Source organism: Micromonospora sp. NPDC049151 (assembly GCF_040648395.1).
Classification (GTDB): domain Bacteria; phylum Actinomycetota; class Actinomycetes; order Mycobacteriales; family Micromonosporaceae; genus Micromonospora.
In genome coordinates this window covers 139973-151987 of sequence record NZ_JBEZDP010000007.1, presented here as the reverse complement: position 1 = coordinate 151987, position 12015 = coordinate 139973, and the positions used below count along the sequence as shown (strand labels likewise).

Below are 12015 nucleotides of genomic sequence, written 5' to 3'. Positions count from 1 at the left end.
CGGAGGTCCGAATGAGTGATCGCGACACGGCGTTCGCCGAGTACTTCTCGGCGAGGCACCACGCCATGCGCGCCACCGCGTACTTGCTCTGCGGTGACTGGCACCGCGCGCGGAGGATCTGGTCCAGACCGGGTTCACCAAGCTGTACCTGGCCTGGGACCGGATCGCCCGGCACGAGGTGCTCGACTCCTACCTGCGCCAGATCATCGTCCGGTCCTTCCTCGACGAACGGCGGCGGGGCTGGTGGCGGCGGGAACGGGTGGGCACGCCCGACGCCGATTCGCCGATGCCGGCGAGTCCGCACGAGGACCGGCTCGTGATGCTCCAGGCGCTCGCCGCCGTACCGCCCCGGCAGCGGGCCGTCCTGGTCCTCCGCTACTGGGAGGACCTGCCGATCGACGAGGTGGCGGCGCTGCTGGACTGCTCGCCGGGAACGGTGAAGAGCCAGTCCGCCCGCGGCCTCGACACGTTGCGCGGTCTCCTGTCACCCGTGCACTCACCGAGCGAGAAGGGGCAACGATGAACGGAGAACAGCTGCGCGAGGCTCTTCGCGACGAGATGCTCAGCGTCGCCACGGCACCGCGACTCAGCGTCGACGGCATGCTGCGTACCGCCCGGCGGGCTCGCAACAGGCGGCGAGCCGTCCGGGCGTGCGCCGGGTCGGCGACGGCGGTTCTCGCGGTCGCGGGCGTCGTGGCCATCTCCACCCCGGACGGCGGCGATCGTCGCCCACCGGCCGCGCTGCCGCAGGCCGCCCCGCCGCCGTCGGCGGACAAAAGCGCCGAACCGATGCCGACCGGGCCCGACGGCCTGCCGCAGGAGGACCGCACCGCACGGGCGGGCACCCGGTACGACCAGGGCGCCCTGCTGCTCGACCGGCTCCTCGCCGGGGTGCCCGCCGGCTACACCGCCGAGAAGACCACGCCCGGCGGGACCGGCGAGAAGACGCCGGGGACGCATCAGGCGGACTTCACCGGCCGGGTCGACGGCGTCGAGGTGTGGAGCTACATGGCCTCTGTCGACGTGGCAAAGGGGACGTGGAAGGGACGCCTGCTCACCGAGGTGCACACGCCTGGGAACCGGCTGCCGGCCGAACCGTGCGCCCTGGCCCGTGAGTTCTGGCGCATGGGTGGCGAGTGCCAGCCGGTGACCGTCGGCGACGCGACGGTGGGCGTGGTGGTCCGGCCCGGCGCGGACGACCGGTTCGACCAGTGGGCCGCCTACCGGCACCCGGACGGCGTGGTGGTCTTCGTCGCGCAGGGCTCGTACGACAGGCAGACGCCCGCCGCGCCGCTGCCGTTCACCGCGCACGAACTGGCGGCTCTCGCGGTCGACGAACGGCTGCACCTGCGGTAGCCGCCGCACGGGCGCGCCTGAACTACCCTCGCCGCGGTGGACACTGTGGAGATCGATGCGCCTGTCGTCGGCGTGACCGTCTACCCGGACCGCGCCCGGGTCACCCGCCGCGGCGGCGTCCGCCTGGCCGCCGGCGACCACCGGGTACGCGTCGCCCCGCTCCCGCCGGGCCTGCGCCGGGACTCGATCCGGGTGGGTGGCCGGGGCGCGGTGACGGTGCTCGGGGTGGACGTGACCGCGTGGCGGCGGGCGCGCAGCACCGACGCCCAGGTCGTCGAGCTGGAACGGCGGCGCCGGGAACTCGCCGACGAGCTGGCCGAGGTCGGTGACACCGACGCGATCGAGGACCAGCGCGGTGAGTTCCTCACCCGGCTGGCCGAGCGCGCGGGTGGCACGTACGCCCGGGCGCTGGCCGCCGGCGACGCGGCCCCGGCCGACGTCGCGGCCTTCACCGACTCGGTGTCCGGTCAGCTCGCCGAGTCACGCGCCCGGCGGCGCGGGCTGGCCCGGCGGCGCACCGAGCTGGCCGAGGAACTGGCCGCTGTCGACCGGGAACTGGACGCGACGCGTGGCAAGCGGGAGCCGGACCGGCTGGCGGCCGACGTCTCCGTCTCGGTGGACGCGGACGACACCGAGGTGGAGCTGGAGCTGACGTACCTGGTGGACGGCGCCCGCTGGACGCCCTCCTACGACCTGCGGCTGGTCGGGGACACCATGACCGTCACCTGGTTCGGGCTGGTCAGCCAGGGCACCGGGGAGGACTGGCCGGAGTGCGAGCTCCAGCTCTCCACCGCCCGCCCGGCGGCGGCCAGCGGCGTACCCGAATTGTCGCCCTGGTATCTCGACCGGCTCCGGCCGCAGCCGCCGATGGCCATGTCGGCCGCGTCGTTCGGCGGCATGGTGCCGCCGCCGGCGCCCGGCGCGGCGCCGGCGGGCCGTCCGGAGACGGCGCGGGCCGCGGCGCCCCGGCCCGCGGTGCGGGAGAGCGTCGCCGAGGCCGAGCAGGGAGTGACGGCGGCTACCTACCGGCCCGCCCGGCCGGTGGCGGTGCCCGCCGACGGCGGCACGCACCGGGTCACCATCGCGGTGCTGGAGCTGCCGGCCCGGCTGGACCACGTGACCGTGCCGGTGCGCGCCGCCGAGGCGCACCTGCGGGCGACGGTACGCAACACGTCGGAGCACACGCTGCTGCCCGGCCGGGCGTCGGTGTTCCACGGCGCGGACTTCGTGGCGGCGACGCGGCTGACGACGTGGGCGCCGGGCGAGGAGACCGAGCTGGCGCTCGGGGTGGACGACCGGCTGCGGGTGGAGCGGAAGCTGTCCCGGCGCACCGAGAGCAGGGCCACGCTCGGGTCGACGCGGCGGCGGGAGGTGGAGTACCGGATCACGGTGGCGAACCACACGCCCCGGGCGGCCACGGTCGAGGTGCGCGATCAGCTACCCGTGTCCCGGGACGAGGCGGTGGTGGTACGCGAGACCACGCTGACGCCGCCGCCGGTCGAGCGTACGGAGCTGGGCGAGCTGACCTGGCGGCTGTCGCTGGCGCCCGGCGAGAGCGGCGAGATCGTCCTGGGCTTCCGGGTGGAACTGGCGAAGGGCGTCGAGCTGACCGGCTGGCGGGAGTAGCCGCGCACGCGTTAAGAAGGGCCCCTTCTTATGCGGAATGCGTTAAGAAGGGGCCCTTCCTTCGGTCTCAGAGGCGACGGCGGCCGTAGGCGCCGGCGAAGATGGCGACGCCGATGGCGGCGAAGCCGACCTGGAGCGCCAGCTCGATCCAGTCGATGCCGGCGGTGTCGTCGACACCGAACGCGCCGGCCACCAGGGTGCCGACGATCGCGGCGACCACACCGATGAGCAGGGTCAGCCAGATCGGGATGTTCTGCTTGCCCGGTACCACCAGGCGCCCGAGCGCACCGATGATGAGACCGATGATGAGCGCGGTGAAGAAACCCGTGACCTCCACGAGAGCCGTCCTTCCCTCGGATGTGTTGGCGACTGGCTGGTTGCCCAGATCAACCACTCGACCAAACCCGGAAGCCGCTTTCGTCACGGAACTGTCATGACCGCCACTGATCAGTGGTCCGAGTGTTGGCGGCGGCGGGCAGCGCCCGGCGGCTCCTCCCGGTCGATGCGCAGTTCCCGTTCCAGCTCGGCGATCACCATGCGGAGGTCGTCCAGGCGCTGGCTGATCGCGATCCGGTCCACCTCGTCCGGGATCCCGTCGCCGTCTTCGTCGTAGTCCGGGGCCAGCCCTTCGGTCATCTCCAGCCGGCGCGCCTCCTCCATCGAGTTGACGATGACGGCGATGAGGATGTTCAGCAGGAGGTTCACCGCGATCATGACGAAGCTGACGTAGTAGAGCAGCGTCCACGGCGACACCTCCAGACCCTGTTCCAGCAGGTCCGGCAGCGTCTCCAGGGACAGCAGCACGAACAGCGTGACGAGCGAGCGGCCGATGTCGCCGTACTGCTCGGGGTAACGGTCACCGAAGATCAGCCAGCCCGCCATGCCGTACACGTAGAGCGTGACGGCGGCGAGCGCGAGGAAGGCCGCGACGCCGGGCAGGCTGCGCCACAGCGCGTTGACGATGGTCCGCAGACCGGGTGAGAAGCGGACCAGACGCAGGACGCGGGCGACCCGGATGAACCGCAGCACCGCCGAGTCGCCGCGCAGGCCCGGGATGAAGATGGCCGCGGTGACCAGCAGGTCGAAGACGTTCCAGCCGTGCCGGAAGAAGTCCTGCGGGCGGCGGCCGTACGCGAGCACCCGGATGGTGATCTCCACGACGAAGATCGCCCGGAACGTCCACTCCGTCCACCGCAGCACCGGCTCGGCGGCGCCGAGGTTCGGGTACGTCTCGATGCCCAGCACGATCCCGTTGGCCATGATGAGCACCACGATGGCCACCTCGAACGGCCGGGACGCGACGAGCCGGGCACAGTGGCCGGCCAGCCCTCGTCTTCCGTCGCTGGTCCGGCGTCCGCCGCGCGGCGCCGGAACCGTGTCCCCGATCAGCGTTCCGCTCCGGAGCACCGAGGCCGGAGGACACGCGAACGACAGGGGGTAGCCACCCGGACACTTTAGTGGATCACCGATGACCGGTGCTCCGGCCCGGCCCGGCTCACAGCCAGCCGCGGCGCTTGAACAGCAGATAGAGCGCGCCGCAGACGGCGAGCATCAGGACGATCGCGAACAGGTAGCCGTACCGCCAGCCCAGCTCCGGCATGTGGGTGAAGTTCATCCCGTAGACGGTGCCGATCAGGGTCGGCGCGAACAGGATCGCCGCCCACGCGGAGACCCGTTTGATCTCCTCGTTCTGCTCGAAGCTCGCCGCGGTCAGGCTGCGCATCTCCTCGTTCTGCGCCTGCGACACCAGCGTGGCGTTGACGGTGAGGATGTTCTGGAGCAGATGCCGGAACCCGTCCACCCGCTCCACCACCTGGGTCAGGTGGTCGGCCACGTCACGCAGCCGGCGGCGCAGTTCCTCGTCCGTGCCGTACCTGTCGAAGCCGTGTGTGAGCTCGTCCACGACCTTCAGCAGCGGCCGGGCGGCCCGCTGGAACTGGATCACCTCGCGGCTCAGCTCGTAGATGCGGCGGCTGGCGTTCGGGTCGCCGCCGAACACCTCGGTCTCGATCTCGTCGATGTCGTTCTCCAGCCCGGCCACCACCGGCGCGTAGCCGTCCACCACCCGGTCCAGCACGGCGTAGAGCACGGCTTCCGGGCCGAGCGCGAGCACCTCCGGCTCGGCCTCCAGCCGCCGCCGTACGCCGGCCAGGTCGGGCGTGCCGCCGTGCCGCACGGTGATCACGAAACCGGGGCCGAGGAACAGGTGCAGCTCGGCGAACTCGACCGCGTCCCGCGCGTCCAGGTAGCGGGCGGCGCGCAGCACCACGAACAGGGTGTCGCCGTAGCGTTCCAGCTTGGGACGCTGGTGGGCGTTGATCGCGTCCTCGACGGCCAGGTCGGGGAGCTGGAACTCGGCGGCCAGCGTGGCCACCTCCTCCCGGCCCGGCCGGCGCAGCCCGATCCAGGCCATCGCGTCGTCGAGCTGTTGCAGGCAGCGGAACGTGTCGGCGAGGCTGACCGGCGACGCCCGGCGTACGCCGCCGACGTAGACGCCGCTGTCGACCAGCCCGTCGGGGCGCTCCGGTTCGGCCACGCCGGCGTCGATGGCGTGCTCGTCCAGTTGCCGGCCGAACCCCTCCGAGGACCGGTTGTCCGCCATGCCCCTCCCCCGCCGCCCGACCGGCTCGCCGAATCCCCCGCCGGCGCCCGCGCAAACGTCAGGGGCGGTAGCGGTAGCCCATGCCCGGCTCGGTGATCAGGTGCCGGGGCCGGGCCGGGTCGTCCTCCAGCTTGCGCCGCAGCTGGGCCATGTACTGCCGCAGGTAGTTCGTCTCGTGGTGGTACTCCGGTCCCCACACGTCGTGCAGCAACTGGCGCTGGCTGACCAGCTTGCCCGGGTTGCGCAGCAGCTTCTCCAGCATGGCCCACTGGGTGGGGGTGAGCTTGACCTCGACGCCGTCGTCCCGGGTGACGGTCCGGTCGGCCAGGTCGACGGTGTGGCGGCCGATCCGCAGCGCGGGCACGGCGGGCGAGGCGGCGGCGAGCCGTCGGGTCACCGCGCGGATGCGGGCCAGCAGTTCGTCCACCCCGAACGGCTTCGTCACGTAGTCGTCGGCGCCCGCGTCGAGCGCGGCCACCTTGTCCTCGCTGCCGGCCCGGCCGGAGAGCACGATGATCGGCACACCGGTCCAGCCGCGCAGGCCCCGGATGACCTCGGTGCCGTCCAGGTCGGGCAGGCCGAGGTCGAGCACCACCAGGTCCGGCGGGTGCCCGGCGGCGGCCTTGAGCGCGGCGGCGCCGCTGTCGGCCACCTGCACGTCGTAGCCCCGGGCGCGCAGGTTGATCCGCAGGGCGCGCAGGATCTGCGGCTCGTCGTCGACGACCAGGATCCGGGTCATTCCCGCTGCCCCTCCGGCTGGCTGGCGGCCGGCAGCCGCAGCACCATGGTGAGACCGCCACCGGGCGTGGTCTCCGGGGTGATGCTGCCACCCATCGCCTCGGCCAGTCCCCGGGACAGCGCCAGCCCCAGACCCACCCCGGTCTGGTTGTCCCGGTCGCCGAGGCGCTGGAACGGCAGGAAGACGTGCTCCCACTGGTCCGCCGGGATGCCCGGCCCGGTGTCGATCACCCGCAGCTCGACCTGTCCGGCGTGCGCGCTGCCGGTGATCGCCGGCGGCCGCCCGGGCGGGCTGTGCCGCAGCGCGTTCGCCACGATGTTGACGAGCACCCGCTCCAGCAGGCCCGGGTCGGCCAGCGCCGCCGGCAGGTCGGCCGGGATGTCCGTGGTCACCTCGGCCGCCGCCGCACCCAGTTCGTCGAGCGCCAGGGGTACGGCGTCCTCCAGCCCGATCGCTGTGGCGCGCACGCCCAGCGCGCCGGCCTGCAACCGGCTCATGTCGAGCAGGTTCGCCACCAGCCGGCCCAGCCGGTCCAGCGACTCGTCGGCGGTGGCGAGCAGTTCCTCCCGGTCGTCCGCGTCGAACTCGACGTCGTGACTGCGCAGGCTGCTCACCGCCGCCTTGGCGGATGCCAGTGGCGTACGCAGGTCGTGACTGACCGCCGCGAGCAGCGCGGTCCGCATCCGGTCGGCGGAGGCCAGCGGGCGGGCGGTGGCGGCCTCCTCGGCCAGCCGTTCCTGGCGCAGCGCGACGGCGGCCTGCGCGGCGAACGCCTCGACCACCCGCCGGTCGGCCGCCTCCAGCCGCCGCCCGGCGAGCACCACGCTGAGCCGGTCGTCCACAGGCACCACCGTCTCCCCCGCGCTCGGGCTGCCAGGCGGCCGGTCGCCGACGCTCGCCACCACCCGCCAGGCGTCCGCCTCCCGGGCACGCGCCGGGCGGCCCCCGCCCTCGTCGGTCAGCTCCAGCACGCTCACCGCGCGCAGCCCGAACGTCTCCCGCAGCCGGTCCAGCAGCGCGGGCAGCGGTCGCTCGCCGCGCAGCACGCTGCCCGCGACGGTGGCCAGCGTCTGCGCGTCGGCGGAGGCCCGGGCCGCCTCCCGGGTACGCCGGGCCGCCACGTCGACCACCCAGCTCACCGCGATGGCGACGCCGACGAACACACCCAGGGCGAGCAGGTTGTCCGCCTCGGCGATGGTGAGCGTCCGGTACGGCGGGGTGAAGAACCAGTTGAGCAGCAGCGAGCCGCCGAGCGCGGCGACCAGCGCCGGCCACAGCCCGCCGACCAGCGCCACGCCCACCACACCGGCGAGGAACAGCAGGATGTCGTTGGTCAGGGTGAGATCGGGCAGCGTCCGCAGCAGCAGCGTGAGCGCCGGCATGCCGAGCAGCGCGAGCGCGTACCCGATCAGCCGTCGCCGCCGGGACAGCGCGGCGGGCACCGCCGTGCCCCGGCGCCCGCGCCCCGCCTGCGGGTGGGTGACCAGGTGCACGTCGATCGGGCCGGACAGCGCGGTGGTGGTCACCCCCACGCCCCGCGCGAACACCTGCGCGAACCGGCCCCGGCGGCTCGCGCCGAGCACGAGCTGGGTGGCGTTGACACCCCGGGCGAAGTCGAGCAGCGCCGCCGGGATGTCGGTGCCGAGCACCTGGTGGTACGTGCCGCCCAAACTCTCCACCAGCACCCGCTGCCGGGCCAGCTGGGCCGGGTCGGCGCCGGCCAGCCCGTCGCTGCGCGCGACGTGCACGGCGAGCAGGTCGGCGCCCTTGCTGCGGGCGGCGATCCGGGCGGCCCGGCGGATCAGCGTCTCGCCCTCCGGGCCGCCGGTCAGCGCGACGACCACCCGTTCCCGCGCCTCCCAGGTGTCGGAGATGCCCTGCTGGGCGCGGTACGCGTCGAGCTGTTCGTCGACCTTGTCGGCCAGCCACAGCAGCGCCAGTTCGCGCAGCGCGGTGAGGTTGCCGACCCGGAAGTAGTTGCCCAGCGCGGCGTCGATCCTGTCGGGCCGGTAGATGTTGCCGTGCGCCATCCGGCGGCGCAGCGCCTCCGGCGTCATGTCCACCAGCTCGACCTGCTCGGCGGCCCGGACCACCTGGTCCGGCACGGTCTCCCGCTGGGTGGTGCCGGTGATCTGCGCGACCACGTCGTTCAGCGACTCCAGGTGCTGCACGTTGACGGTGGAGAGCACGCTGATCCCGGCGTCGAGCAACGCCCGCACGTCCTGCCAGCGCTTGTCGTGACGGGAGCCGGGCACGTTCGTGTGGGCCAGTTCGTCCACCACCACGACCTCGGGCCGCCGGGCCAGCACCGCGTCCAGGTCCATCTCGGTGAACTCGACGCCCCGGTAGGTCGTCGACCGGCGCGGCACCGTCTCCAGGTCGCCGATCATCTCGGCGGTGTGCCGGCGGCCGTGCGTCTCGACCAGGCCGATCACCACGTCGGTGCCGCGCTCGGCCCGGCGCTGGGCCTCCTCCAGCATCGCGTACGTCTTGCCGACGCCCGGGGCGGCCCCGAGATAGATCCGCAGTTCACCCCTGCCCACGCCCCCATCCTCCCTGAGCGCAAGGAAGGGCCCCCTGTTAACGCCTCGCGAGGTGAAGGGGGCCCTTCTTAACGCCTCCGTCAGCGCGCCGGGAACGCCTCGTCCAGCGCGAGGTTGAGTTCCAGCACGTTCACACCGGGCTCGCCCATGAAGCCCAGCGCCCGGCCGGTGGTGTGCTCGGCGACCAGCCGCCGTACCGCAGCCGGGTCCGCGCCGCGCTCCCGCGCCACCCGGGCCACCTGGATCTCCGCGTACGCCGGGGAGATGTGCGGGTCGAGGCCGCTGCCGCTGGCGGTGACCGCGTCGGCCGGCACGGCGGGCCGGGCCGGACCGTCCCCGCGTACCGGTGTGACGATGCCGCCCTCGGCCACGTAGTCGTGGCCGGGCCGGGCCGCCTCCACCGGCACGCCCTGCCACGTGGCGACGAACGGTGTGGCGGATGCGGCCTGGTTGACGCTCACCACGCGGGTGATCCGGCCGGTGAGACCGTCGGCGCGGAACACGGCGAGCACCGCGCCCACCCCGTCCGGCGTGCAGTACGGGCGCCGCCCGTCCACGCCGTCCAGTTCCCCGACCGCCTTGCTGCGGGCGCAGACCTGGGTGAGCAGGCTCTGCGCCGAGGTCTCCGGGTCGCCGGTGAGCGTGTCCACCACGCTCACCGGGCCGAGGTTGCCCGCCGCCGTCGAGGTCGGGTCGTAGCCGTCCCCGGCGGCCGACGGGCGGGACTGGAAGTAGCGCGGTACGGGGTTGCCGTCCGCGTCGGTGAACGACTGGCCGATCAGCGAGCTGCCGACGGTCCGTCCGCCGACGGTGCGCAGCGAGCCGTCGGCCCTGCCGTCGAGGCCGGGGAGCCGGCCCACGGCGACCAGGGAGAGCGGGTAGACCAGGCCGAGCAGCACGGTGAAGACGAGCACCGCGCGCAGGGCGGCCAGGTGCTGGGAGAGCCAACTGGGAAGGCGCATCACGAGATCCCCGGGACGAACTGGACGAGCAGGTCGATGAGCTTGATGCCGGCGAACGGCACCACGATGCCGCCGAGGCCGTAGAGCAGGAGGTTGCGGCGCAGCAACGTGGAGGCGCCGGCCGGGCGGTAGCGCACGCCGCGCAACGCCAGCGGGATCAACGCCACGATGACCACCGCGTTGAAGACGACTGCGGAGAGGATCGCCGACTCGGGGCTTTCCAGGCGCATGATGTTGAGCCGGTCCAGCGACGGGTAGATGCCGGCGAACATGGCCGGGATGATCGCGAAGTACTTCGCGATGTCGTTGGCGATGCTGAACGTCGTCAGCGCGCCCCGGGTGATCAGCAGTTGCTTGCCGATCTCCACGATCTCGATCAGCTTGGTCGGGTCGGAGTCGAGGTCGACCATGTTGCCGGCCTCCTTCGCGGCCGACGTGCCGGTGTTCATGGCGACGCCGACGTCCGCCTGGGCCAGCGCGGGCGCGTCGTTCGTGCCGTCGCCGGTCATCGCCACGAGCCGGCCCCCCTCCTGTTCCTTCTTGATCAGGGCGAGCTTGTCCTCCGGCGTGGCCTCGGCGAGGAAGTCGTCCACGCCCGCCTCGTCGGCGATCGCCTTCGCGGTACGCGGGTTGTCGCCGGTGATCATCACGGTCCGGATGCCCATCCGGCGCATCTCGTCGAAGCGCTCCCGCATCCCGGCCTTCACCACGTCCTTGAGGTGGATGACGCCGAGCGTCCGGGCCGGTTCCCCGGCGGTGTGCTCGGCCACCACGAGCGGCGTGCCGCCGCTGCCGCTGATCGCGTCGACCAGTTCGCCCACCTGCTCGGTCGGGTGGCCGCCGTTCTCGCGTACCCACTTCGTCACCGCGGCGGCGGCGCCCTTGCGGACGTGCCGGACGCCGCCGTCGGCGTCCAGGTCGACGCCGCTCATCCGGGTCTGCGCGGTGAACGGCACGAACGTGGCGTGCGGGATGAGGCCGGGCTCGCGCTCGCGCAGCCCGTACCCGTTCTTCGCCAGCACCACCACCGAGCGGCCCTCGGGGGTCTCGTCGGCCAGGCTGGACAGTTGCGCCGCGTCGGCGAGCGTGGCCGCGTCCACGCCGGTCACCGGCAGGAACTCGGCGGCCTGCCGGTTGCCGAGCGTGATCGTGCCGGTCTTGTCCAGCAGCAGCGTGCTGACGTCGCCGGCCGCCTCGACCGCCCGGCCGCTCATCGCCAGCACGTTGCGCTGCACGAGCCGGTCCATGCCGGCGATGCCGATCGCGGACAGCAACGCGCCGATGGTGGTCGGGATGAGACAGACAAGCAGCGACACGAGTACGACGCCGGTGACGCCGGAGTCGGTGATCGCGGCGGTGTCAGGCGCCGCGGCCTGGTAGCCCTTCGCGAAGATCGCCATGGGCTGGAGCGTGACGACGGCGAGCAGGAAGATGATCGTCAGCGCGGCCAGCAGGATGTTCAACGCGATCTCGTTCGGCGTCTTCTGCCGGTTGGCGCCCTCGACCAGCGCGATCATCCGGTCGATGAAGCTCTCGCCCGGCTTCTGGGTGATCCGGACGACGATCCGGTCGGAGAGCACCCGGGTGCCCCCGGTGACCGCGCTGCGGTCGCCGCCGGACTCCCGGATCACCGGGGCGGACTCGCCGGTGATCGCCGACTCGTCGACGCTGGCGATGCCCTCGACCACGTCGCCGTCGCCCGGGATGACCTGCCCGGCCTCGACCAGGACGACGTCGCCCTGCCGCAGTTGCGGCGCGGGCACCGCCTCGTCCCGGTACGCGTTCGCGGCGGCGCCCGGCGTCCAGCCGACGAGTCGCGTGGCGACGGTGTCCTGCTTGGCCCGGCGCAGCGTGTCGGCCTGCGCCTTGCCGCGTCCCTCGGCGACCGCCTCGGCCAGGTTCGCGAAGATCACGGTGAGCCAGAGCCAGACGGTGATCGAGACCGCGAAGACCGACGGGTCGGCCACCGCGAGCACAGTGGTGAACAGCGCGCCGATCTCCACGATCAGCATCACCGGGTTGCGCCACAGCGTGCGCGGGTCGAGTTTGCGCAGCGCGTCCGGCAGCGACGCGATCAACTGGCGAGGGTCGAGCAGCCCGCCGCCGACCCGGCGGCCCGGCGTGCCGGGGGCCGGTGTCTCGCCGAGGGCCGGCGCGTCGGCGGTCTGCACAGGTGCGGTCATGTCC

At 73.2% G+C, this 12015-nt stretch carries 10 protein-coding genes; 3 read left to right on the top strand and 7 right to left on the bottom strand.

The genetic code is table 11. From position 1 onward, the window contains the following. The first annotated feature begins 97 nt into the window (after positions 1-97). Genes AB0B20_RS11140 through AB0B20_RS11130 form a run of 3 tightly spaced genes read left to right on the top strand, consistent with a single transcriptional unit; the run spans position 98 to position 2982 of the window. Positions 98-523 (top strand): SigE family RNA polymerase sigma factor, encoded by a 426-nt coding sequence (locus tag AB0B20_RS11140; RefSeq protein ID WP_357383570.1) that lies wholly within the window; start codon positions 98-100, stop codon positions 521-523. Further along, positions 520-1356, top strand: a complete 837-nt coding sequence (locus AB0B20_RS11135; protein ID WP_357383327.1) for a hypothetical protein — start codon at positions 520-522, stop codon at positions 1354-1356. The genes AB0B20_RS11140 and AB0B20_RS11135 overlap by 4 nt, the downstream gene beginning before the upstream one ends. Before the next feature lie 36 nt (positions 1357-1392). After that, on the top strand, positions 1393-2982 hold the full coding sequence (locus tag AB0B20_RS11130; protein ID WP_357383325.1) for a DUF4139 domain-containing protein: 1590 nt from the start codon (positions 1393-1395) through the stop codon (positions 2980-2982). Positions 2983-3049: 67 nt separating this feature from the next. On the opposite strand, the gene AB0B20_RS11125 is transcribed toward AB0B20_RS11130, so the two are convergent. The 7 genes from AB0B20_RS11125 to kdpB all read right to left on the bottom strand — a co-directional run bounded on the left by AB0B20_RS11125 (position 3050) and on the right by kdpB (position 12011). Next, entirely contained in the window at positions 3050-3319 is a 270-nt protein-coding gene (locus AB0B20_RS11125; protein ID WP_357383323.1) for a GlsB/YeaQ/YmgE family stress response membrane protein, read from the bottom strand. Positions 3320-3429: 110 nt separating this feature from the next. Next, positions 3430-4389: an ion transporter gene (locus AB0B20_RS11120; RefSeq protein WP_357383321.1), complete on the bottom strand. Its 960-nt coding sequence runs from the start codon at positions 4387-4389 to the stop codon at positions 3430-3432. A gap of 88 nt (positions 4390-4477) precedes the next feature. Further along, the gene (locus AB0B20_RS11115) at positions 4478-5584 is read right to left on the bottom strand and encodes a magnesium and cobalt transport protein CorA (protein WP_357383319.1); all 1107 of its coding nucleotides are present in this window, start codon (positions 5582-5584) and stop codon (positions 4478-4480) included. Positions 5585-5642: 58 nt separating this feature from the next. Further along, a complete protein-coding gene (locus AB0B20_RS11110) occupies positions 5643-6323 on the bottom strand; it encodes a response regulator (RefSeq protein ID WP_357469937.1) in 681 nt (226 codons plus the stop codon). Continuing rightward, a complete protein-coding gene (locus tag AB0B20_RS11105) occupies positions 6320-8866 on the bottom strand; it encodes a DUF4118 domain-containing protein (RefSeq protein WP_357469934.1) in 2547 nt (848 codons plus the stop codon). Before AB0B20_RS11105 ends, AB0B20_RS11110 begins: the two co-directional genes overlap by 4 nt. Before the next feature lie 80 nt (positions 8867-8946). Next, complete coding sequence (locus AB0B20_RS11100; RefSeq protein WP_357383313.1) at positions 8947-9828, bottom strand: potassium-transporting ATPase subunit C; 882 nt, start codon at positions 9826-9828, stop codon at positions 8947-8949. Further along, positions 9828-12011: a potassium-transporting ATPase subunit KdpB gene (kdpB, locus tag AB0B20_RS11095; RefSeq protein WP_357383311.1), complete on the bottom strand. Its 2184-nt coding sequence runs from the start codon at positions 12009-12011 to the stop codon at positions 9828-9830. The genes AB0B20_RS11100 and kdpB overlap by 1 nt, the downstream gene beginning before the upstream one ends. Between the last annotated feature and the right edge of the window lie 4 nt (positions 12012-12015).

Bases quoted from the DNA above. Each gene is read 5' to 3' on its own strand.
- AB0B20_RS11135 (WP_357383327.1), top strand. From the start codon at position 520: ATGAACGGAGAACAGCTGCGCGAGGCTCTTCGCGACGAGATGCTCAGC.
- AB0B20_RS11100 (WP_357383313.1), bottom strand. From the start codon at position 9,828: ATGCGCCTTCCCAGTTGGCTCTCCCAGCACCTGGCCGCCCTGCGCGCG.
- kdpB (WP_357383311.1), bottom strand. From the start codon at position 12,011: ATGACCGCACCTGTGCAGACCGCCGACGCGCCGGCCCTCGGCGAGACA.
- AB0B20_RS11115 (WP_357383319.1), bottom strand. From the start codon at position 5,584: ATGGCGGACAACCGGTCCTCGGAGGGGTTCGGCCGGCAACTGGACGAG.
- AB0B20_RS11110 (WP_357469937.1), bottom strand. From the start codon at position 6,323: ATGACCCGGATCCTGGTCGTCGACGACGAGCCGCAGATCCTGCGCGCC.